Genomic DNA, 20,415 nt, shown 5'->3' with positions numbered 1-20,415 from the left:
GACGGGCGGGTCAGAAGCCGGGGATCGCGGCGACGATCAGGTCGACGAGCTTGATCCCGAGGAACGGAGCGATCACTCCGCCGAGCCCGTAGACCAGGAGGTTGCGGCTGAGGATGCGCGAGGCGGCGACCGGGCGGTACGCCACTCCGCGCAGCGCGAGCGGGATCAGCACGACGATCACCAGCGCGTTGAACACGATCGCCGAGAGGATCGCCGAGGCCGGCGAGTGCAGCTGCATCACGTTCAGCACCGCGAGCCCGGGGAAGACCCCCGCGAACATCGCCGGGATGATCGCGAAGTACTTCGCCACGTCGTTCGCGATCGAGAACGTGGTGAGCGCGCCGCGGGTGATCAGCAGCTGCTTGCCGATCCGCACGATGTCGATGAGCTTGGTGGGGTCGGAGTCGAGGTCGACCATGTTGCCCGCCTCCTTCGCCGCCGAGGTGCCGGTGTTCATCGCCACGCCCACGTCGGCCTGCGCGAGGGCCGGAGCGTCGTTGGTGCCGTCGCCGGTCATCGCGACCAGCGCGCCGCCCTCCTGCTCGCGCCGGATCAGGGCGAGCTTGTCCTCGGGGGTCGCCTCGGCGAGGTAGTCGTCGACTCCCGCCTCCGCCGCGATCGCCTTCGCGGTCAGCGGGTTGTCGCCCGTGATCATCACGGTGCGGATGCCCATCGCGCGCAGCTCCGAGAAGCGCTCGGCGAGCCCGTCCTTCACCACGTCCTTCAGGTGCACGACGCCGAGCAGGCGGGCGCCGTGGGCGTCCTTCACCGCGACGACGAGGGGCGTGCCGCCGCTCTCCGAGACGCCGTCGACGAGCACCGTGAGGCGCGCCGCGACCGCGGACGGCAGCGGCCCCTCCTCCTCCACCCAGGCGCGCACGGCCGAGCCGGCGCCCTTGCGGATGGAGGAGCCGTCGGGGAGGTCGAGCCCGCTCATCCGGGTCTGCGCGGTGAACGGCACCACGGCGGCCTGAGCGGGCTCGACGGCGGGGCGGCCCGAGTCTCCCGCGAGGTCGACGATCGACTTCCCCTCGGGCGTCGGGTCGCTGAGCGAGGAGGAGGCTGCTGCGTCGACGAGGGCGGCCTGCGCCACTCCGTCGAGGGGGAGGAACGCCACCGCGCGGCGGTTGCCGTAGGTGATCGTCCCCGTCTTGTCGAGCAGGAGCGTCGTGACGTCGCCCGCCGCCTCCACGGCCCGGCCGGACATCGCGAGCACGTTGCGCTGCACGAGCCGGTCCATGCCGGCGATGCCGATGGCCGAGAGGAGGGCGCCGATGGTGGTCGGGATGAGGCAGACGAGCAGGGCGACCAGCACCGGGACGCTCACGGAGGCTCCTGCGAACGAGGCGATCGGGTTCAGGGTCAGCACGACCACGACGAACACGATCGAGAGGCTCGCCAGGAGGATGTCGAGCGCGATCTCGTTCGGCGTCTTCTGCCGCGACGCGCCCTCGACCAGGCCGATCATCCGGTCGACGAAGGTCTCGCCCGGCCGGGAGGTGATGCGCACCACGATCCGGTCCGAGAGCACTCGCGTGCCGCCCGTCACCGCACTGCGGTCGCCTCCGCTCTCGCGGACGACCGGGGCCGACTCGCCCGTGATCGCCGACTCGTCGATGGAGGCGATGCCCCAGACGATGTCGCCGTCGCCGGGGACGAGGTCGCCCGCCTCCGCCACGACCACGTCGCCCAGCTGCAGCTCGGCCGAGGAGACCTCGACCAGGCGGGCCGACAGGGCGGAGGGGTCCGCGGCGTCGTAGTCGGCCACGCGCCGGGCCGGAGTGCTGGTGCGGGTGGCGCGCAGACTCTCGGCCTGCGCCTTGCCGCGGCCCTCGGCCACCGACTCCGCGAGGTTCGCGAACACCACGGTGAGCCAGAGCCAGATCGCGATGCCGCCCGTGAAGGTGACGGGCACCGTCGATCCGCCCGACTCCTCCGGCCCCCCGAGGAACGGCTCGGCGATCGCCAGCAGCGTGGTCAGCGCGGCGCCGACCTCGACGATGAACATCACGGGGTTGCGCCACATCAGGCGCGGATCGAGCTTGCGCAGCGCTCCGGGGAGGGCAGCGGCGAGCTGGCGCGGCCCGAGGGCGGCGCGGGTGGGGCGCGCGGGTTCCGCGGGGGCCTCGGTGAGTGCAGTGGTCATCGGAGTCGCAGTCCTTCCGCCAGGGGGCCCAGCGCGAGTACGGGGAAGTAGGTGAGCGCGGTCACGACGACCGTGACGCCCACGAGGAGGCCGACGAACTGCGGCCGGTGGGTGGGCAGCGTGCCGGCGCTGGAGGGCACCGGCGACTGCGCCGCGAGCGAGCCGGCCAGGGCGAGCACCAGCAGGATCGGGAGGAAGCGGCCGAGGAGCATCGCGACGCCGAGCGCCGTGTTCAGCCAGGGCGTGTTCGCCGTCAGCCCCGCGAACGCCGAGCCGTTGTTGTTGGACGCGGAGGTGAAGGCGTAGAGAACCTCCGAGAGCCCGTGCAGACCGGGGTTCAGGATCGACGTGCTCTCCACGTCCTCCCGTACCGCCGGGATCGCGAAGCTCAGGGCCGTGCCGGCCAGCACGAGCGTCGGCGTCACGAGGATGTAGAGGCTCGCGAGCTTGATCTCGCGCGGGCCGAGCTTCTTTCCCAGGTACTCGGGCGTCCGGCCGACCAGCAGCCCGCCGACGAACACGGCCAGCACCGCGAGCACGAGCATCCCGTAGAGGCCCGAGCCGACGCCGCCGGGGGCGACCTCGCCGAGCATCATGTTGAGCATCGGCAGCATGCCGCCGAGCGCGGTGAAGGAGTCGTGCATCGCGTTGACGGCGCCGGTCGAGGTGAGCGTCGAGGCGGTCGCGTAGAGGGCGGAGCCGGCGATGCCGAACCGCGTCTCCTTGCCCTCCATCGCGGCTCCGGCGGCCTGCGCCGCGGATCCGCCGCCCGCCGCCTCCAGCGCGGTGAGGGCCGCGAGCGACACGACGAAGATCGTCGCCATCGCCGCGAGGATCGCGCGGCCCTGCCGCACGTCGCCGACCATCCGGCCGAAGGTGCGCGGCAGCGAGAACGGGATCGCGAGGATCAGCACGATCTGCAGCAGCGACACCCACGCCGAGGGGTTCTCGAACGGGTGCGCGGAGTTGGCGTTGAAGTAGCCGCCGCCGTTGGTGCCGAGCAGCTTGATCGCCTCCTGCGAGGCCACCGCGCCGCCCGGGATGCTCTGCTCGCCGCCGGTGAGCGTGGTCACCGTCAGCGGGCCGTTCAGGTTCTGGATCACGCCGCCCGCGATCATCACGACCGCCGCCGCCACCGCGAGGGGCAGCAGGAGGCGCAGCGTGCCGCGCACGAGGTCGACCCAGAAGTTGCCGAGCGTTCCGGAGGAGCGGCGCGCGAATCCGCGGATCAGCGCCACCGCCACGGCCAGGCCCACGGCCGCCGAGACGAAGTTCTGCACGGCGAGGCCGCCGAGCTGCACCGCGAAGCCGAGGGTCGCCTCCGGGGAGTAGGACTGCCAGTTGGTGTTGGTGACGAACGAGACGGCGGTGTTGAACGCCAGCCCCTCCGGCACCGCGGGCAGGCCGAGGGAGCCGGGCAGGACCGCCTGGAGGCGCTGCATCCCGTAGAGCAGGAGCACGCCGACGAGCGAGAAGGCCAGCACGGCCCGGAGGTAGGCGCGCCAGCTCTGCTCGCCCGCGGAGTCGACGCCGATGAGGCGGTAGACGCCGCGCTCGAGGGCGAGATCGCGCGTCGAGGTGTAGACGCGGAACATGTGGTCGCCGAGGGGGCGGTGGAGGAGGGCGACGGCCAGGCCGACGGTCGCGACCTGGAGGACGGCGAGGAGCGGATCCATCAGAAGCGCTCCGGTCGGATCAGGGCCGCGACGAGGTAGACGACGGCGGCGAGCGCCAGCACGGCCGCGAGGGCGTTGAAGACGATCACCGGCCCGCCTCCTTCTCGCGGGTCCCGCGGGTCGCCGAGGGGGGCGGTCCGCCCAGCCGCTCGACCCCCTTCGCGGCGAGAGCGATGAGCGAGAAGAGGGCGAGCACGCCGAGGAGGTAGGCGAGGTCGAGCACGGAGGACTCCATCCGGGGAGCGGACGACGCCCGGGACCGGACGCCTGCCGGGAAGCGGCACAGGAAGCGATGCAACACCTCGCGGGGGCCCCTCGGAGCGGTCCTCACGGTTCTCCTACAGCCCGGCCCGGAGTCCTCGCGTTTCCCTCACGCGGACGGCGGGGGGCGCCCGGCGGAGGGGCGGGAGCCAGCGGTGAGAGCGTTCTCCCCCAGCAACGGCGGGGATCGGCGTCCCGAAGATCACATTTCGGCATCGCCTGGACAAATTCGCCGCCCGCGCTTTACTCCCCCCGATCGAAGGAATATGTTCTCTCCGTGGACAAAGCCCCTCGGGGCTCTCCCGCCCTCCCGGGCGACGACACGACGACGTGCGCCACACGTGCACGCCTCTTGTCGTCCTCTCCCTCGGACACTGCTTTCAGAGAGGAATGCACTCCATGAAGTTCTCCCGCGGCATCACCACGCTGGCCGCCGCCGGCATCATCTCCCTCGGCCTCGCGGCCTGTTCCGCGAGCCCCGCCAACTCCGGAGGCGCCGCTGCCGGCGCCGGCGCGGAAGGCGACTGCACCGTCGGCATCTCGATGCCCACGCGCAGCCTCGAGCGCTGGATCAACGACGGCGAAGGCCTCCAGTCGCAGCTCGAGGGCGACGGCTGCACCGTCGACCTCCAGTACGCCGACAACAAGACCGATCAGCAGATCTCGCAGATCCAGAACCAGATCGCCGGCGGCTCCAAGATCCTGGTCATCGCCGCGATCGACGGCGAGGCGCTCGCGCCCGTCCTCGCCGAGGCGAAGAAGCAGAACGCCACCGTCATCGCCTACGACCGTCTCATCAACGGCACCGCGGACGTCGACTACTACGCGACCTTCGACAACTACAAGGTCGGCCAGCTCCAGGGCCAGTACATCGAGTCGACCCTCGACCTGAAGAACGCCGCGGGTCCCTTCACCCTCGAGCCCTTCGCCGGCAGCCCCGACGACAACAACGCGAAGTTCTTCTTCTCCGGCGCGTGGGACGTCCTGCAGCCCTACATCGAGAGCGGCAAGCTCACCGTCCCCTCGGGCAAGTCGCCCGCGTCGGACGACGACTGGGCCTCGATCGGCATCCAGGGCTGGGCCTCCGACAAGGCGCAGTCCGAGATGGACAACCGCCTCTCCTCCTTCTACACCGGCGGCCAGAAGGTCGACGTCGTGCTCTCCCCCAACGACAGCCTGGCCATCGGCATCGAGGCCTCGCTGAAGTCGGCCGGCTACACCCCCGGCGCCGACTACCCGGTCATCACCGGCCAGGACGCCGACAAGGCCAACGTCAAGGCGATCCTCGCCGACGAGCAGTCCATGACGGTCTGGAAGGACACCCGCACCCTCGGGGACCGCGTCTTCCAGATGGTGCAGTCGATCGTCGCGGGCGAGGAGCCCGAGGTCAACGACACCGAGACCTACGACAACGGCGAGAAGGTCGTCCCGTCCTACCTGCTGGAGCCGCAGGTCGTCACGAAGGACGACGTGCAGTCGGTCCTCGTCGACTCCGGCTTCCTCAAGGCCGGCGACGTCGGACTCTGATCCGTCGGGCGGGGGCGGGGAGGAGCGATCCTCCCCGCCCCCGCCTCCCCGTCCGCACACCACTCCCCCCCAACGAAGTGAGGCCCTGTTGGCCAGTCCCATCCTCATCATGCGCGACATCGTCAAGGAGTTCGGCGGCGGCGTCCGCGCCCTCGACGGCGTCTCGCTCTCGGTCCAGCCCGGCGAGGTCCACGCCATCTGCGGCGAGAACGGCGCCGGCAAGTCGACCCTGATGAAAGTCCTCTCCGGCGTGTACCCGTACGGCAGCTTCGAGGGCACCATCGAGTTCGAGGGCGAGGAGGCGCAGTACCGGTCGATCAACGACAGCGAGGCCGACGGCATCGTGATCATCCACCAGGAGCTCGCCCTCAGCCCCTACCTCTCCATCGCCGAGAACATCTTCCTCGGCAACGAGAAGTCGACCCGCGGCGTCATCAACTGGAACGCGACCAACGCGGAGGCGGCCAAGCTGCTCGCCCGCGTCGGCCTCGCCGAGAGCCCCGCGACCAAGATCCTCGAGCTCGGCGTCGGCAAGCAGCAGCTCGTCGAGATCGCCAAGGCCCTCGCCAAGGAGGTGAAGCTCCTCATCCTCGACGAGCCCACCGCCGCCCTCAACGACGAGGACAGCGACCACCTGCTCGGCCTGATCGACCAGCTCCGCAAGCAGGGCATCACCTGCATCATCATCAGCCACAAGCTGAAGGAGATCCGCGCCATCGCGGACACCGTCACGATCATCCGCGACGGCCGCACCATCGAGAGCTTCCCGATGGCCGGCGAGGAGGCGTCCGAGAGCCGGATCATCCGCGCGATGGTCGGCCGCGACCTCAACAGCATGTTCCCGCCGCGCGACCCGCAGATCGGCGAGGAGAAGCTGCGCGTCGAGAACTGGACGGTCCACCACCCGGTCGACATCAACCGCGTGGTCGTCGACGACGCCTCCTTCACCGTCCGCGCCGGCGAGATCGTCGGCTTCGCGGGCCTGATGGGTGCCGGACGCACCGAGCTCGCGATGAGCATCTTCGGGAGGAGCTACGGCACCGGCATCTCCGGCCGCGTCTACAAGGACGGCAAGGAGATCCAGACCCGCACCGTCGACGAGGCGATCCGCAACGGCCTCGCCTACGCGACCGAGGACCGCAAGCGCTACGGGCTCAACCTCATCGGCGACATCACCGTCAACGTCTCGGCCGCCGCGCTCTCGCGCCTGGCCCGGCTCGGCGTGATCGACAAGCACCGCGAGTACAAGGTCGCCGACTCGTACCGATCGAAGATGAACATCAAGGCGCCGACCGTCTCGGCCGTCACGGGGAAGCTCTCCGGCGGCAACCAGCAGAAGGTCGTCCTCTCGAAGTGGATCTTCTCCGGTCCCGACGTGCTGATCCTCGACGAGCCCACCCGCGGCATCGACGTGGGAGCCAAGTACGAGATCTACGGGATCATCAACGAGCTCGCGGCCCAGGGCAAGGCGGTCGTCGTCATCTCGTCCGAGCTGCCCGAGCTGATCGGCCTCGCCGACCGCATCTACACCATCTCCGAGGGACGGATCACGGGCGAGATCGATCGCGCCGACGCCACCCAGGAGCACCTCATGCACTACATGACCGCCGGAAAGGAACAGGCCCGATGAGCGCCACGACCACCACAGCGCCGGCGGACACGCCCGCCAACACGCCCTCCACCCCGCCCAAGCGCTCGCGCCGGCTGAACATCAACCTCCGGCAGTACGGCATCCTCGCCGCGCTGGCCATCATCATCCTGCTCTTCCAGGTGCTGACCGGCGGGCGCCTGCTCCTGCCCGGCAACGTCAACAACCTGATCCAGCAGAACGCCTACGTGCTGATCCTCGCGATCGGCATGGTGATGGTCATCATCGCCGGCCACATCGACCTCTCGGTCGGCTCGGTCGTGGCGATGGTCGGCGCCATCTCGGCGATCGCGATGAACAACTGGGGCCTGCCCTGGTGGGCGGCCGTCGTCGTCGCCCTCGTCACCGGCGCCGCCGTCGGAGCCTGGCAGGGCTTCTGGGTCGCCTTCGTCGGCATACCGGCGTTCATCGTGACCCTCGCGGGCATGCTGATCTTCCGCGGCTTCACCCTCGTCCTCCTCACCGGCGGAACGATCAACGGCCTCCCCACCGAGTTCACCGCGATCGGCGCCGGCTGGCTGCCGGGCGTCCTCGGGGGCATCGCCGGCCGCGACGCGCTCACCCTGGTCCTCGGCCTGATCGTCTGCGTCGTCCTCGTGGCCCAGCAGCTCCGCAGCCGCGCGACCCTCCGCCGCCTCGAGCTGCCCCGCGAGCCCATCGGCTCGCTGGTCGCGAAGTCGGCCATCGCCGTCGTCGCGATCATGGCCCTCTCCTGGCTGCTCGCCGGCTACAGCGGAACCCCGATCATCCTGATCGTGCTCGCCGTGCTGATCCTCGCCTACAGCTTCGTGCTCGGCCGGACGGTCTTCGGTCGCCACATCTACGCGATGGGCGGCAACCTGTTCGCCGCGATGATGTCCGGCGTCAAGACGAAGTGGGTCAACTTCTTCATCTTCGTCAACATGGGCGCACTGGCCGGAGTCGCGGGCATCGTCAGCACCGCCCGCGCCGGCGGTGCGGTCGCCTCGGCCGGACAGAACTACGAGCTGGACGCGATCGCCGCGGTCTTCATCGGCGGCGCCGCCGTCCAGGGAGGCGTGGGCACCGTCGTCGGAGCCGTCATCGGCGGACTCGTGATGGGCGTGCTCAACATGGGCCTGTCCATCCTCTCGGTCGACGCGGCCTGGCAGATGGCGATCAAGGGCTTCGTGCTCCTGCTCGCGGTGGCGTTCGACATCTTCAACAAGCGCCGCGCCGGCGGCCGCTAGGCGAACGCCGGGCGCCGCCCAGCGGCGCTCCTCGTCCTTCTCTTCTACAGTTCTCGGGCGCGGCTTCTCCTCGGGGGAGCCGCGCCCGAGTGCATCCGAGACCCGTCGGGGTCCAGCGACAGGCAGGCGATCATGGCAGGAGCAGTCGGAGCCTCCAGCAACGCGCTGCTGCGCCGCACGAACCTCGCGAGCCTCGCGACCCTGGTGCACCGCTCCGGTCCCACCAGCCGCGCCGAGCTCGGCCGCCTCACCGGGCTGAACCGCTCCGCCGTCGCGAACCTGGTCGGCGAGCTGAGCGAGCTCGGCTGGGTGGCGGAGGAGACCACCGCGCCCGACGGCCGCATCGGCCGCCCCAGCGCCACCGTCGTCCCCGGCGACCGGTTCGCGGCCGTGGGCGTCCACCTCGACACCGACGCGATCATCGTCGGCCTCGTCGGCCTGCACGGCGAGCTGCTGCGCCGCGTCCGCTTCGACACCCCCAAGCCCGCGAGCCCGGCCACGGTGGTCCGCGTCGTCACCGGAATCGTCGAGGGCTTCCGCTCCGAGCGGGAGTCGCTGCGCACGCTGGTCGGCGCGGGCGTCGCCGTCCCCGGCCTCGTCCAGGCCGACTCCGGCTTCGTCCACCGCGCCCCGCACCTGGGCTGGCGCGACGTCGACCTCGCCACCCAGCTGAGCCGCGCCCTCGACCTCCCGGTCGCCGTCGGCAACGACGCGACCCTCGGCGCCATCGGCGAGTCCCTCTTCGGAGCCGCGCACGGCGTGGCCGACGTCGTCTACGTCACCGGCGGCGCGGGCGGCATCGGCGGAGGAGTCATCATCGGCGGCGTCCCGCTCCAGGGCTCCTCGGGGTTCGCGGCCGAGCTGGGCCACACCCTCGTCGCCACGAACGGCCGCCTCTGCGGCTGCGGCCGGCGCGGCTGCCTCGAGGCCGAGGTCCGGATGCGCTCCCTCCTCGACGTCCTCGGCGCCCGCGTCCTCGACCAGGACGAGCTCGACATCGCCCTGGGCACCTCCCGCGACCCCGCCGTCCTCGGCGAGGTCGCCCGCCAGGTCGACCTGCTCTCGGAGGGCCTGTCCACCTACATCAACCTCTTCAACCCCACCGCGGTCGTGCTCGGCGGCTTCCTCGGCTCGCTGCTCACCGTCGACCGCGAGCGCCTCGCCGCCCGCGTCTCGGCCCGCGCCCTGAGCGACCTCGCGCGCGGCGTGCGGATCGAGCGCGCGGCCCTGCGCTCGAGGCTGGAACTCGTCGGCGCCGCGGAGCTACCCTGGCGGCGGGCGCTGGCGGATCCCGCCGCCGTTACCGGGGGCGCACAGCCGCCGGGTGGGAGCAGCAGCCGCGAGGACGCTCTGGGCGCCCGCGCCTGACCCCGGCACTCGAGTGCCGGCACCGCGCCGAGGAGGACGAGCATGGCCGACTGGAACGACACGATCATCGAGGAGTTCCGCGCGAACGGCGGGACCGTGACCACGGGCGGCTTCGGGAGGAGCCTCGTGCTGGTGCACCACCGCGGCGCCCGCTCCGGCGAGGAGCGCGTGACCCCGCTGATGGCGCTGCACCCCTCCGAGGACGTCTGGCTGCTCGCCGCGTCCGCCGCCGGTGCGCCGAAGCACCCCGCCTGGTTCCACAACACGATCGCCCACCCGGACCTGGCGATCGAGACCCCCGACGACGGCACCGTCGACGTCCGGGCGCGCGTCCTCGCCGGGGAGGAGCGCGACGCCGGCTGGGCCCGCTTCACCACCGCCTCCGCCGGCTTCCTCGACTACGAGAAGCGCACCACCCGCATCATCCCGGTCGTGGAGCTCACCCGCCGCTGACCGCGGCTCGTCAGCGCAGCGGCACGGGCACCGTGTCCGGCGTGCTCCAGCGCAGCGCGATCCGCTCGCGGAAGCCGCCGCTGCGCAGCTCCGCCTCGAGCGCGTCGATCACCACGGGGAGCAGCGCGCGCCGCTCGATCAGCAGGTCGAGCACGAGCCGGTCGCCCGCCGTCAGCAGCACCGGGCCCGATCCGGGCAGCACCGCGATCCACTGGCACTCCCCCACCTGCACGCTCCGGTGCCGACGGAGGCGTCGGAGCAGCTCGGGCAGCGCCCGCGGATCGAGGGCGGACACGTCGGCACGGAGGGCGATCACTCCGCAAGCGTGCCCGCGCCGAACGACCTCCCGCCGACCTCCCGGTGAACACCGCGCCTCCGCGGGACGCCGTCCGCGAGAACGACACGACAGGAGCCCGCCCCGCGGCGCACCGCACCCGGGAACGGGAGAAGCCCTCGACCGGACATCCGATCGGGGGCTTCTCTCTGGTTCTCGTGAACTCTGGTGCGCGAGGGGGGAGTTGAACCCCCACGCCCTTTCGGGCACACGGACCTGAACCGTGCGCGTCTGCCTATTCCGCCACTCGCGCTCACCAGCGGCACCGAAGCGCCGACGAGAAATCGTAGCATCCCCCGGCCCCGGAGCCGAACCGGCACCCGCCGCCCCGGGTCGGAGCTCCCCCGGGAGCCGCCACCGGGCCGTGCCGGTGAGAGCGCGCACACGGCACTCCGGCCGCGAAACCACCGCGGAGGATCGCGCATCCAGACCATCCCAGTAACATGCCCGTAGCCGTGCGCGGCGCAGACCAAGAAGAGGAAGCGGCGACGGGCGCGCAGACATCTCGATCCGTGCGCGACCGCCGAGAAGGCGAAGAACCGGAAGATCGGAAGACTGTGGGCATACTGGACAACTTCGAGAAGGGACTCGAGCGCGTCGTCAACGGCGCGTTCGCGCGGACCTTCAAGTCGGGTCTGCAGCCGGTCGAGCTCGCCTCCGCCCTCCGCCGGGAGCTCGACACCACCGCCGCCGTGGTCAGCCGCGACCGCATCCTCGTCCCCAACAGCCTCGTCCTGCGGATGTCCGCGACCGACCTCGACCGGATGCAGCGCCTCGGCGCCACCCTGATCGACGAGCTCACCACCGTGGCCACCGAGCACGCCACCAAGCAGGGCTTCCGCTTCCCCGGCCCGATCGACATCTCCCTCGCCGTCGATCCGGCGCTCAGCGACGGCATGGTCGAGGTCGACTCCCGCAGCGTGAAGGGCACCGTCGCCTACACGCCCGTCCTCGACATCGACGGCCGGCGCCACCCGATCACGAAGGCGCGCACCGTCATCGGCCGCGGCAGCGACGCCGACATCACCGTCGACGACTCGGGCACGTCCCGCAAGCACGTCGAGATCCTCTGGGACGGCTCCCGCGCCCAGGTGCACGACCTCGGGTCCACGAACGGCTCCAAGCTCGACGGCCGGCCCGTCACGCAGGCGCCCCTGGCCCCCGAGCAGACCATCACGATCGGGCGCACCTCGATCGTCTACCGCGTCGTGCAGGGCTCCGCGCCCGCACGCACCGACCGCCCGTCGTCCGGCAGGGCAGCCGGACGCGGCTCCGAGGGATTCTGGGACGACCGGCTATGAGCGAGCTCACTCTCTTCCTCCTGCGCATCGCGTTCCTCGCGCTGCTGTGGTTCTTCGTGTTCGGCATCGTCTACGCGCTGCGCTCCGACCTGTTCGGGCAGCGCGTGCGCAAGCTGCCGCCCGGCACGCAGGCCGCGTCCCCCGAGGCCCCGTTCGTGACGGCCGCCCAGCCCGTGGTCGCCGCGGCCGCCGCGGCTCCCGCGCCCGCGCAGCCCGCCTCCCCGTCGGCCCCCTCGGCCCGGAGGAGCCGCGAGGCCGCCGCCGAGCGCGCCGAGCAGGGAGGCGCCGCCACCGTCCACACGGCGCAGCGCCTCGTGATCACCTCGGGCCCCAAGCGGGGCACCGAGCTCGAGCTGACCGGCGACCCGCTGACGATCGGCCGCTCCGCGGAGTCGACGCTGGTCATCCGCGACGACTACACCTCGACCCACCACGCGCGCCTGCTCCTCTGGAACGACGAGTGGATGATCCAGGACCTCGACTCCACCAACGGCACCTTCCTCGACGGCCGCCGTGTCGGCGCGCCCACCAAGGTGCCGCTGGACACGCCCGTGAAGGTCGGCACCACCACCTTCGAACTGCGGCGGTCGTAGCGCGTGGCCCCCACTCCGGAGAGCGCCTCCGGCCACGGCGCGGTGCGCGAGAGCGCCGCCGTCTCGCACGTCGGCAGGATCCGCTCGAACAATCAGGACTCCGGCTACGCGGGCCGGCAGCTCTTCGTCGTCGCCGACGGCATGGGCGGCCACGCGGGCGGCGACGTCGCCTCCTCCATCGCGATCAAGCGCATCGCGGAGGCGGACCGCGTCTACGCCTCCACCTACGAGGCCGAGGACGAGCTCAAGCGCACCCTGCTGGCGGCCAACACGCTGCTGGCCGACGCCGTCGTCGACCACCCCGAGCTCACCGGCATGGGCACCACCGTCAGCGCGATCGCCCGCGTCGGCGAGTCGGTGGCGATCGCGCACATCGGCGACTCCCGCATCTACGTCCTCCGCGACGGCCGGCTCGAGCAGGTCACGACGGACCACACCTTCGTGCAGCGCCTCGTCGACTCCGGCCGCATCACGGAGGAGGAGGCGATGACGCATCCGCGCCGCTCCGTCCTGATGCGGGTCCTCGGCGACGTGCACACCAACCCCGAGATCGACACGCTCACGCTCGAGACCGAGCCGCACGACCGCTGGCTGATCTGCTCGGACGGCCTCTCCGGCGTCGTCCCGCACGACGAGATCCTCAAGGAGCTCAGCCGCGACGAGACCGCGCAGCAGGTGGCCGACCGCCTGATCCGCGACAGCCTCTCGCACGGCGCCCCGGACAACGTCACCGTCGTCGTCCTCGACATCCCCGGGGCGGGCGACACCGCGCGCATCCTCGCCCCCGTGGAGGAGCCGGTGGTCGTCGGATCGGCCGCCGCGCCCACGCCCTTCAGCACCGACGACTCGCAGAACCGCGTCCGGATCCCCGGCCTCCGCCTGCACACCCGGGCTCCCGCCGCGCAGGGCCCCACCCACTTCGAGCCCGCGTCCGAGGACTACCTCGACGAGCTGATCGAGGAGGACCGCCGCCGGCACCTGCGCCGCCGCATCACCTGGCTCGTCGGCCTGTCCCTCGTGCTCATCATCGGATTCCTCGGGATCCTCTTCGCCTACGACTGGACGCAGTCCCGCTTCTACGTCGGCACCGACGGGGACACCGTGATCATCTACCAGGGCATCCAGCAGTCGGTCGGCCCGCTCTCGCTCTCGGAGGTGAAGGAGGACACGGGCATCCCGCTCGACTCCCTCCGCGCCTACGACGTCGAGCAGCTGGAGCAGACGATCAGCGCCGACTCCTACGCCGGCGCGGTCGACATCGTCGAGCGCCTCACGGACGCGAACGGAGCACCATGACGGACGCCGCCACGGCCACCGCCCGCCCCGCCCCCGAGCGGCAGGGCTTCTTCCGCCAGAAGCTGCGCAATCTCGAGCTCCTGCTCCTGATCGGCGCATGCCTCATCGACGCCGGCGCGATCGTGCTCGTGCAGCTCGGCGCCCTCGGCTCGATCGACACCACGCTGGTCTCGCTGGGCGCCGGCCTCTCGGCGCTCGTGCTCGCCGTGCACGTCGTGCTGCGCTTCGCGGCCCCGGCGGCCGACCCCTTCCTCCTCCCGATCGCCACCGTGCTGAACGGCCTGGGCGTCGCCGAGATCTACCGGATCGACATCGCCGACGGCGCGACCGGCTGGGAGTCGGTGGCGGTGCGGCAGATCTTCTGGAGCGCCCTGGCCGTCGTGGCGGCGATCGCGGTGCTGCTGGTCATCCGCAACCACCGCGTGCTGTTCCGCTACACCTACGTCGCCGGGTTCGCGGCGATCGTGCTGCTCCTCCTGCCGCTCCTGCCCTTCATCGGCCGTGAGGTCAGCGGCGCGCGCGTCTGGATCGGGATCGGCGACGTGGCGAGCTTCCAGCCCGGCGAGATCGCCAAGATCGCCCTCGCGGTCTTCTTCGCCGGCTACCTCGTGCGCAACCGCGACTCCCTCTCGATGGTGGGCCGCACCGTCCTCGGGATGCGCTTCCCGCGCCTGCGCGACCTCGGCCCGATCCTGGTGGTCTGGGCGGTCACGATGGGCGTCATCGTCTTCCAGCGCGACCTGGGGACGGCTCTGCTCTACTTCGGCCTGTTCCTGGTCATGCTCTACGTCGCGACCGGGCGCACCAGCTGGGTCCTCATCGGCGTCGGCCTGTTCCTCGGCGGCGCGCTGCTGGCGAGCCAGACGCTCGACTACGTGGGCAACCGCTTCGCCAACTGGCTCGAGCCCTTCAGCGCCGAGCGCTACGGGGCGGATCCGGGCGGCAGCTACCAGCTCGTGCAGGGCCTCTTCGGGCTCGCGCACGGCGGGCTGCTCGGCACGGGCCTCGGCCAGGGGATGCCGGATCTCACGCCGGTCCCGCAGTCCGACTACATCATCGCCAGCCTCGGCGAGGAGCTGGGCCTCGCCGGGCTCTTCGCGATCTTCGGCCTCTACCTCCTGCTGGTCTCGCGCGGGTTCCGCATCGGCTTCGCCGGGCAGGACGACTTCGGGCGCCTCCTGGGAGTCGGCCTCTCGTTCGTGATCGCCCTGCAGTGCTTCATCGTCATCGGAGGCGTCACCCGCGTCATCCCGCTGACCGGCCTGACCACGCCGTTCCTCGCCGCCGGCGGCTCCTCCCTCGTGGCGAACTGGATGATCGTGGCGGTGCTGCTGCGCCTGTCCGACACAGTCCGCAGTCAGCCTCGTCTGGTGGTGTGATCCGTCGATGAACCGAGAACTCAAACGGGTGAGCCTCGTCGTGCTGACGATGTTCGTGGCCCTCTTCCTCTCCACCACCACCATCCAGGTGATCCAGGCCGACTCCCTCGACGAGGACGGCCGCAACACGCGGACCCTCTACGAGAGCTTCTCGACCGAGCGCGGCGCGATCCTCGCCGGCGGTCAGCCGATCGCCTCCTCGACGCCGTCGGACGACCTCTACAAGTTCCAGCGGCAGTACGCGAACGGCCCGCTCTACTCCGCCGTGACCGGCTACTTCACTCTGAACCAGGGCACCACCGGCATCGAGCGCACGCTCAACGACTACCTCTCGGGCACCTCGAACTCGCAGTTCTTCGACGAGATCAACAACCTCGTCACGGGCCAGGACCCGAAGGGAGCGTCGGTCGAGCTCTCGATCGACCCGGTCGCCCAGCAGGCCGCCTTCGACGCGCTCGGCGACTACACGGGGGCCGTCGTCGTGACGGAGCCGGCGACCGGACGCATCCTCGCGATGGTCTCGAAGCCCACCTTCGATCCCACCGCGCTGGCCTCCCACGACACCGACGACGTCCTCGCCGCCTACCGGGCGCTGAACGACGACTCCTCCGAGCCCCTCGTGAACCGGGCGATCGGCGGCTCGCTCAACCCGCCCGGCTCCGTCTTCAAGCTCGTCGTGGCCTCGGCCGCCCTCGAGTCCGGCCGCTTCACGGCCGACTCGAGCTTCCCCAACGTCGAGTCGTACACGCTGCCCGGCTCCTCGTCGCAGGTGATCAACTCCGGAGGCGGTCTCTGCGGCTCCGGAGAGACGGTCACGCTGGCCACCGCCGTCTCGCTCTCCTGCAACGTCCCGATGGCCGAGATGGGCGTGCAGCTGGGAGCGGACGCGATCCGCTCCCAGGCCGAGAAGTTCGGCTTCGACACCGAGCTCGAGATCCCGATGTCGGTCGAGGCGAGCACCTACCCGACGAAGACGGACGACGCCCAGACGGCCCTCACCGCCTTCGGGCAGTACGAGGTGCGCGCGACGCCGCTGCAGATCGCCATGGTCTCCGCGGCGATCGCGAACGGCGGCGAGGTGATGCAGCCGAACCTGGTCGACTCGATCCGCTCGCAGGACCTCAGCGTGCTGCAGCAGTTCCAGGAGAAGTCGCTCGGCCGGGCGGTGAGCACGCAGACCGCGGACGCCGTCAAGGCGATGATGGTCGCCAGCGTCCAGGGCGGCGCGGCGACGAATGCAACAATAGGGGGCGTCACTGTGGCCGGTAAGACCGGTACCGCCGAGAACGGCGGGGACGACCCGTACACCCTCTGGTTCACCGGCTTCGCGCCTGCGGACGACCCGCAGTACGCCATCACCGTGCTCGTGGAGAACGGTGGAGGGCTCGGCCAGACCGGGTACGGCAACCTGATCGCCGCACCCATCGGACAACAGGTACTAGAGGCGGTGCTGAACAAATGAGACCCACGACAGGCCTCACCTTCGGGGGACGCTACGAGCTGCAGTCCCGGATCGCCATCGGCGGCATGGGAGAGGTGTGGCAGGCGACCGATCTCGTCATCGGCCGCACCATCGCGATCAAGATCCTGAAGGACGAGTACCTCGGCGACCCCGGCTTCCTCGAGCGCTTCCGCGCCGAGGCCCGCCACGCGGCGCTGGTCAACCACGAGGGCATCGCCAACGTCTACGACTACGGCGAGGAGGACGGCTCCGCCTACCTGGTCATGGAGCTCGTCCCCGGCGAGGCGCTCTCGACCGTCCTCGAGCGCGAGCGCGTCCTCTCGACCGACAAGGTCCTCGACATCGTCGCGCAGACCGCGCTCGCCCTGCACGCCGCGCACGCCGCGGGCCTCGTGCACCGCGACGTGAAGCCGGGCAACCTGCTCATCACGCCGGACGGCCGCGTCAAGATCACCGACTTCGGCATCGCGCGCATCGCCGACCAGGTCCCGCTGACGGCGACCGGCCAGGTCATGGGCACGGTCCAGTACCTGTCCCCGGAGCAGGCGAGCGGCCAGCCCGCCTCCCCCGCCACCGACATCTACTCGCTGGGCATCGTCGCGTACGAGTGCCTGGCCGGGCGCCGCCCCTTCACGGGCGAGTCGCAGGTCGCCATCGCGATGGCGCAGATCAACGACACCCCGCCGGAGCTGCCGGTCACGGTCGCGGAGCCGGTGCGCAACCTCGTCTACTCCTGCATCGCCAAGAAGCCGGCCGACCGCCCCGCCACCGCCGCGCACCTCGCGCGGGCGGCCCAGGCGCTGCGCTCGGGCGACGTGCGCGGAGCGGCGCTGGCCGTCCCCGCGGTCCTCAGCGACCTTCCCGCGACGCAGGCGACCACGGTCCTCCCCTCCAACCAGGGCGCGACGCAGGCGACCACGGTGCTGCCCTCCGGCGCGCCCGCGGCCGCGGCCGCCGCTCCGTTCGTGCCGATCGAGGAGCCGCTCGAGCCGGCCGAGGAGCCGCGCAGGCGCAGCCCCTGGACCTGGCCGCTGATCGCCCTCATCGTGATCCTCGCCGTCGTCATCGCGGGCACGATCTTCGCTCTGACGACCGGCGGGAGCAGCGACCCGGCCGCCTCCCCCACCGCGACGACCAGCACGGCCCCGTCGCCGACGCCGTCCGAGACTCCGAGCCCCACGCCGACGCCGACCTCGAACACGGTGGTCATCGACAAGGCCGACTACGTCGGGCGCTCCTTCGACGACGTCGAGACCGAGCTCGAGGCCCTGGGCATGGGCGTCCGGCGCGCGGACGGCCCGAGCGCCCCCACCGCCGAGCAGGTCGGACTCGTCGAGGACGTGAACCCCACCGCGAACGTGGTGAAGGGCACGACCATCGAGGTCTCCGTCTTCACCGAGGTCGCGACCCCGGACGCTCCGACCGCCGTGCCGACCGTCACCCCCGCCGCCTCCAGCGTCGAGGCGGGCGCGACGTTCAACGTCACCTGGAGCAACTACAACCAGTGCCCGAGCGGAACCTCCGTGAGCGGTTACCGGGTGACCGCGACCGGTGAGGGCGCGAGCGTGACGAGCACCAACCCGTCGAACTCGACGACCGCGACGATCCAGGCCGGCACCACGGCCGGCACGATCGACGTCACGTACACCGTGCTCTGCGGCGAGTCGGAGTCGGCGGCCTCGCCCACCCTCTCCGTCACCGTCGAGGAGCCGGCTCCGACCCCGGCGCCGACCCCCACCTCGAAGGCCACCTCGACGTCCACCCCCTCCGAGTAGCGGCGGCGCGCCGGGTCGGGGCACCGCTCCGGCCCGGCGCCTCGCGGCCGTCGCGTCGCGCCCCCGCCCGGAACACCAGGGGCCCATAGGTACACTTGCCGTGGCTCCTCGGGGCCGCACCACACGGAAGTACAGGGCGGGAGCGTGCGCGTGACGGATGAGGGTCGCCTGATCGCGGGACGGTACCAGGTCGGGCCCCGGCTCGGCCGCGGCGGCATGTCCGAGGTGTATCTCGGCACCGACACCCGGCTCGGCCGCACCGTCGCCATCAAGGAGCTGAAGCTCTCCCTCTCCTCCGACTCCGCCTTCCGCCTGCGGTTCCGGCAGGAGGCGCAGTCCGCGTCGCGCATGTCGCACCCCACGATCGTCCGGGTCTTCGACGCGGGCGAGGAGGTCTCGCTCGACGACAACGGCGCCGAGTCGCGCCGGCCCTTCATCGTCATGGAGCACATCGAGGGCCGCCTCCTCAAGGACCTGATCGCCGAGGGCCCCCTCGACGTGGACGAGGCCGTCCGCATCACGGAGGGCATCCTCACCGCCCTCGAGTACTCGCACCGCGCAGGCGTCGTCCACCGCGACATCAAGCCCGGCAACATCATGCTGACCCCGTCGGGCCAGGTGAAGGTGATGGACTTCGGGATCGCCCGCGCCGTCTCCGACTCCGCCGCCACGGTCGCTCAGACCACGGCGATCCTCGGCACCGCGGCCTACTTCTCCCCCGAGCAGGCGAAGGGCGAGCAGGTCGACGCCCGCAGCGACCTCTACTCCGCCGGCATCGTGCTCTTCGAGCTCCTCACCGGGCGTGCGCCCTTCCGCGGCGACACCCCGGTGGCCGTCGCCTACCAGCACGTCAGCGAGACGCCGCCGGCGCCGAGCTCCATCAACCCGGCCGTCACGCCGGCGCTCGACGCGGTCGTCGCCCGCGCACTGTCGAAGGACCGCTACGAGCGCTTCCAGGGAGCTGCGGAGTTCCGCGACGACCTGCGCGACGCCGCCGCCGGACGCCTCCCCGACCACCGCCCGATCGACGAGCTGACCACCTCGCTCTTCGCGGCCCGCAGCCAGGGCGGAGTCAACGACTCCGAGCTCGCCCTCCGCCAGCTGGCCGAGGACAACTCGATCGTCCGCACCCAGCGCCGCCCGCCGGTCCTCTGGATCTGGTCCTCGATCGTCGTGCTGGCCGTGATCGTCGCCGCACTCGTGATCTGGGTGCTGACGCTCCAGCCCGCGTCGACCCTCCCTTCGCAGTCGCGCGAGGTCCCCACCCTCACCGAGACCACCTACGACAGCGCGCAGTCGACCCTGACCGAGCTCGATCTCGTGCCGAGCCAGGTCGCGGAGTACAGCTCGACCGTCCCCGAGGGCGAGGTGATCCGCACGGATCCGGGCTCGGGCACGATCGTCGCACCCGAGACGGTCATCCGCATCGTCGTGTCCCAGGGCCCGCAGCCCGTCGCCGTGCCGGACACCGTCGGGCAGAACCTCGCCGAGGCGATCGACGCGCTCACCGCCGTCGGCTTCGTCGAGGGCTCCCAGACCCGCGAGAACTCGCCGACCGTCCCGGGCGACGTCGTGCTCTCCGCCTCCCCCGGAGCGGGACAGCAGGTCGCCCCGGGCACGCCGGTCGACCTCACCGTCTCCTCCGGCCAGGTCACGCTCCCCGACCTCGTCGGGACGTCCCTCAGCAGCGCGCTGGCCACCCTCGCCTCCGAGAAGCTGCAGCTCGTGGGGGTCGAGGTCCCGGACGAGACCTGCGACGCGACCCGGGCGAACCCGCCCATCACGACCCAGTCCCTGGCTCCGGGCGACGTTCCGCAGGGATCGACCGTCCAGCTCGGATACTGCGCGGGCTGACCCGGCCTGCAGCCCGTTGCGGCTGCGGCGTCGGCCGACGGCGCCCGGTGGAGGCCGGGCCGCTGCTCTGCGCGCCGAAGAGGGCTCGTCCGGACGTTGCTCGTCGGGGTCGATGCTCCGCGACGCCGACAGCC

General features: G+C 71.5%; 17 protein-coding genes and 1 tRNA gene. 12 read left to right on the top strand and 6 right to left on the bottom strand.

The features are described from left to right. Positions 1-10: 10 nt before the first annotated feature. The 4 genes from kdpB to C5B92_RS17215 are packed head-to-tail and all read right to left on the bottom strand — an operon-like array spanning position 11 to position 4,057. The gene (kdpB, locus tag C5B92_RS05580; RefSeq protein WP_104350131.1) at positions 11-2,146 is read right to left on the bottom strand and encodes a potassium-transporting ATPase subunit KdpB; all 2,136 of its coding nucleotides are present in this window, start codon (positions 2,144-2,146) and stop codon (positions 11-13) included. Further along, positions 2,143-3,822 carry a potassium-transporting ATPase subunit KdpA gene (gene kdpA / locus C5B92_RS05575; RefSeq protein ID WP_104268826.1) on the bottom strand — a complete coding sequence of 560 codons (1,680 nt, stop codon included), beginning with the start codon at positions 3,820-3,822 and terminating at the stop codon, positions 2,143-2,145. The genes kdpB and kdpA overlap by 4 nt, the downstream gene beginning before the upstream one ends. Beyond that, entirely contained in the window at positions 3,822-3,911 is a 90-nt protein-coding gene (gene kdpF, locus C5B92_RS05570; RefSeq protein WP_104350130.1) for a K(+)-transporting ATPase subunit F, read from the bottom strand. Before kdpF ends, kdpA begins: the two co-directional genes overlap by 1 nt. Continuing rightward, positions 3,908-4,057, bottom strand: a complete 150-nt coding sequence (locus tag C5B92_RS17215; RefSeq protein ID WP_167299012.1) for a hypothetical protein — start codon at positions 4,055-4,057, stop codon at positions 3,908-3,910. Before C5B92_RS17215 ends, kdpF begins: the two co-directional genes overlap by 4 nt. Positions 4,058-4,482: 425 nt before the next feature. Between C5B92_RS17215 and chvE the strand changes: the two genes are divergently transcribed. The 5 genes from chvE (at position 4,483) to C5B92_RS05545 (ending at position 10,287) form a co-directional block, all read left to right on the top strand. Further along, positions 4,483-5,610 (top strand): multiple monosaccharide ABC transporter substrate-binding protein, encoded by a 1,128-nt coding sequence (chvE, locus tag C5B92_RS05565; RefSeq protein ID WP_374952918.1) that lies wholly within the window; start codon positions 4,483-4,485, stop codon positions 5,608-5,610. Positions 5,611-5,719: 109 nt separating this feature from the next. Further along, complete coding sequence (gene mmsA, locus C5B92_RS05560; protein WP_104255654.1) at positions 5,720-7,240, top strand: multiple monosaccharide ABC transporter ATP-binding protein; 1,521 nt, start codon at positions 5,720-5,722, stop codon at positions 7,238-7,240. Beyond that, positions 7,237-8,466: a multiple monosaccharide ABC transporter permease gene (mmsB, locus tag C5B92_RS05555; protein ID WP_104255653.1), complete on the top strand. Its 1,230-nt coding sequence runs from the start codon at positions 7,237-7,239 to the stop codon at positions 8,464-8,466. The genes mmsA and mmsB overlap by 4 nt, the downstream gene beginning before the upstream one ends. Before the next feature lie 132 nt (positions 8,467-8,598). Continuing rightward, positions 8,599-9,834, top strand: coding sequence for an ROK family transcriptional regulator (locus C5B92_RS05550; RefSeq protein ID WP_104222655.1), 1,236 nt, complete (start codon positions 8,599-8,601; stop codon positions 9,832-9,834). A 42-nt stretch (positions 9,835-9,876) separates the two neighbouring features. After that, positions 9,877-10,287, top strand: coding sequence for a nitroreductase/quinone reductase family protein (locus tag C5B92_RS05545; protein ID WP_104255652.1), 411 nt, complete (start codon positions 9,877-9,879; stop codon positions 10,285-10,287). A 10-nt stretch (positions 10,288-10,297) separates the two neighbouring features. Here C5B92_RS05545 and C5B92_RS05540 read toward each other — a convergent pair whose 3' ends face one another. Both C5B92_RS05540 and C5B92_RS05535 read right to left on the bottom strand, forming a co-directional pair. Then, a complete protein-coding gene (locus tag C5B92_RS05540; protein WP_104255651.1) occupies positions 10,298-10,603 on the bottom strand; it encodes a hypothetical protein in 306 nt (101 codons plus the stop codon). A 184-nt stretch (positions 10,604-10,787) separates the two neighbouring features. Next, a tRNA-Leu gene (locus C5B92_RS05535) sits at positions 10,788-10,874 on the bottom strand. Between the two features lie 304 nt (positions 10,875-11,178). Here C5B92_RS05535 and C5B92_RS05530 point away from each other — a divergent pair. The 7 genes from C5B92_RS05530 (at position 11,179) to pknB (ending at position 20,281) form a co-directional block, all read left to right on the top strand. Continuing rightward, entirely contained in the window at positions 11,179-11,922 is a 744-nt protein-coding gene (locus C5B92_RS05530) for a DUF3662 and FHA domain-containing protein (RefSeq protein ID WP_104222658.1), read from the top strand. After that, positions 11,919-12,515, top strand: a complete 597-nt coding sequence (locus C5B92_RS05525) for an FHA domain-containing protein (protein ID WP_104274437.1) — start codon at positions 11,919-11,921, stop codon at positions 12,513-12,515. Before C5B92_RS05530 ends, C5B92_RS05525 begins: the two co-directional genes overlap by 4 nt. Positions 12,516-12,518: 3 nt before the next feature. Next, positions 12,519-13,811, top strand: a complete 1,293-nt coding sequence (locus tag C5B92_RS05520; protein WP_244230547.1) for a Stp1/IreP family PP2C-type Ser/Thr phosphatase — start codon at positions 12,519-12,521, stop codon at positions 13,809-13,811. After that, positions 13,808-15,190, top strand: coding sequence for an FtsW/RodA/SpoVE family cell cycle protein (locus C5B92_RS05515; protein ID WP_104274436.1), 1,383 nt, complete (start codon positions 13,808-13,810; stop codon positions 15,188-15,190). Before C5B92_RS05520 ends, C5B92_RS05515 begins: the two co-directional genes overlap by 4 nt. A 7-nt stretch (positions 15,191-15,197) precedes the next feature. Continuing rightward, the gene (locus C5B92_RS05510; RefSeq protein WP_104232999.1) at positions 15,198-16,652 is read left to right on the top strand and encodes a penicillin-binding protein 2; all 1,455 of its coding nucleotides are present in this window, start codon (positions 15,198-15,200) and stop codon (positions 16,650-16,652) included. Then, complete coding sequence (locus tag C5B92_RS05505) at positions 16,649-18,427, top strand: protein kinase (RefSeq protein ID WP_104350129.1); 1,779 nt, start codon at positions 16,649-16,651, stop codon at positions 18,425-18,427. The genes C5B92_RS05510 and C5B92_RS05505 overlap by 4 nt, the downstream gene beginning before the upstream one ends. A 150-nt stretch (positions 18,428-18,577) precedes the next feature. After that, the gene (gene pknB, locus C5B92_RS05500) at positions 18,578-20,281 is read left to right on the top strand and encodes a Stk1 family PASTA domain-containing Ser/Thr kinase (RefSeq protein ID WP_104274123.1); all 1,704 of its coding nucleotides are present in this window, start codon (positions 18,578-18,580) and stop codon (positions 20,279-20,281) included. The last annotated feature ends 134 nt before the right edge of the window (positions 20,282-20,415 follow it).

The sequence above is a fragment of the Rathayibacter sp. AY1A4 genome, assembly GCF_002930955.1.
Taxonomy (GTDB): Bacteria; Actinomycetota; Actinomycetes; order Actinomycetales; family Microbacteriaceae; genus Rathayibacter.
Note: the sequence above shows the minus strand (reverse complement) of the source record. Positions and strands in the feature narration are given on the sequence as shown.

What these genes read in the sequence shown, in the direction of transcription:
- kdpB (WP_104350131.1), bottom strand. Translation starts at nt 2,146, where the DNA reads ATGACCACTGCACTCACCGAGGCCCCCGCGGAACCCGCGCGCCCCACC.
- kdpA (WP_104268826.1), bottom strand. Translation starts at nt 3,822, where the DNA reads ATGGATCCGCTCCTCGCCGTCCTCCAGGTCGCGACCGTCGGCCTGGCC.
- C5B92_RS17215 (WP_167299012.1), bottom strand. Translation starts at nt 4,057, where the DNA reads ATGGAGTCCTCCGTGCTCGACCTCGCCTACCTCCTCGGCGTGCTCGCC.
- chvE (WP_374952918.1), top strand. Translation starts at nt 4,483, where the DNA reads ATGAAGTTCTCCCGCGGCATCACCACGCTGGCCGCCGCCGGCATCATC.
- mmsA (WP_104255654.1), top strand. Translation starts at nt 5,720, where the DNA reads ATGCGCGACATCGTCAAGGAGTTCGGCGGCGGCGTCCGCGCCCTCGAC.
- mmsB (WP_104255653.1), top strand. Translation starts at nt 7,237, where the DNA reads ATGAGCGCCACGACCACCACAGCGCCGGCGGACACGCCCGCCAACACG.
- C5B92_RS05550 (WP_104222655.1), top strand. Translation starts at nt 8,599, where the DNA reads ATGGCAGGAGCAGTCGGAGCCTCCAGCAACGCGCTGCTGCGCCGCACG.
- C5B92_RS05545 (WP_104255652.1), top strand. Translation starts at nt 9,877, where the DNA reads ATGGCCGACTGGAACGACACGATCATCGAGGAGTTCCGCGCGAACGGC.
- C5B92_RS05525 (WP_104274437.1), top strand. Translation starts at nt 11,919, where the DNA reads ATGAGCGAGCTCACTCTCTTCCTCCTGCGCATCGCGTTCCTCGCGCTG.
- C5B92_RS05515 (WP_104274436.1), top strand. Translation starts at nt 13,808, where the DNA reads ATGACGGACGCCGCCACGGCCACCGCCCGCCCCGCCCCCGAGCGGCAG.
- C5B92_RS05510 (WP_104232999.1), top strand. Translation starts at nt 15,198, where the DNA reads ATGAACCGAGAACTCAAACGGGTGAGCCTCGTCGTGCTGACGATGTTC.
- C5B92_RS05505 (WP_104350129.1), top strand. Translation starts at nt 16,649, where the DNA reads ATGAGACCCACGACAGGCCTCACCTTCGGGGGACGCTACGAGCTGCAG.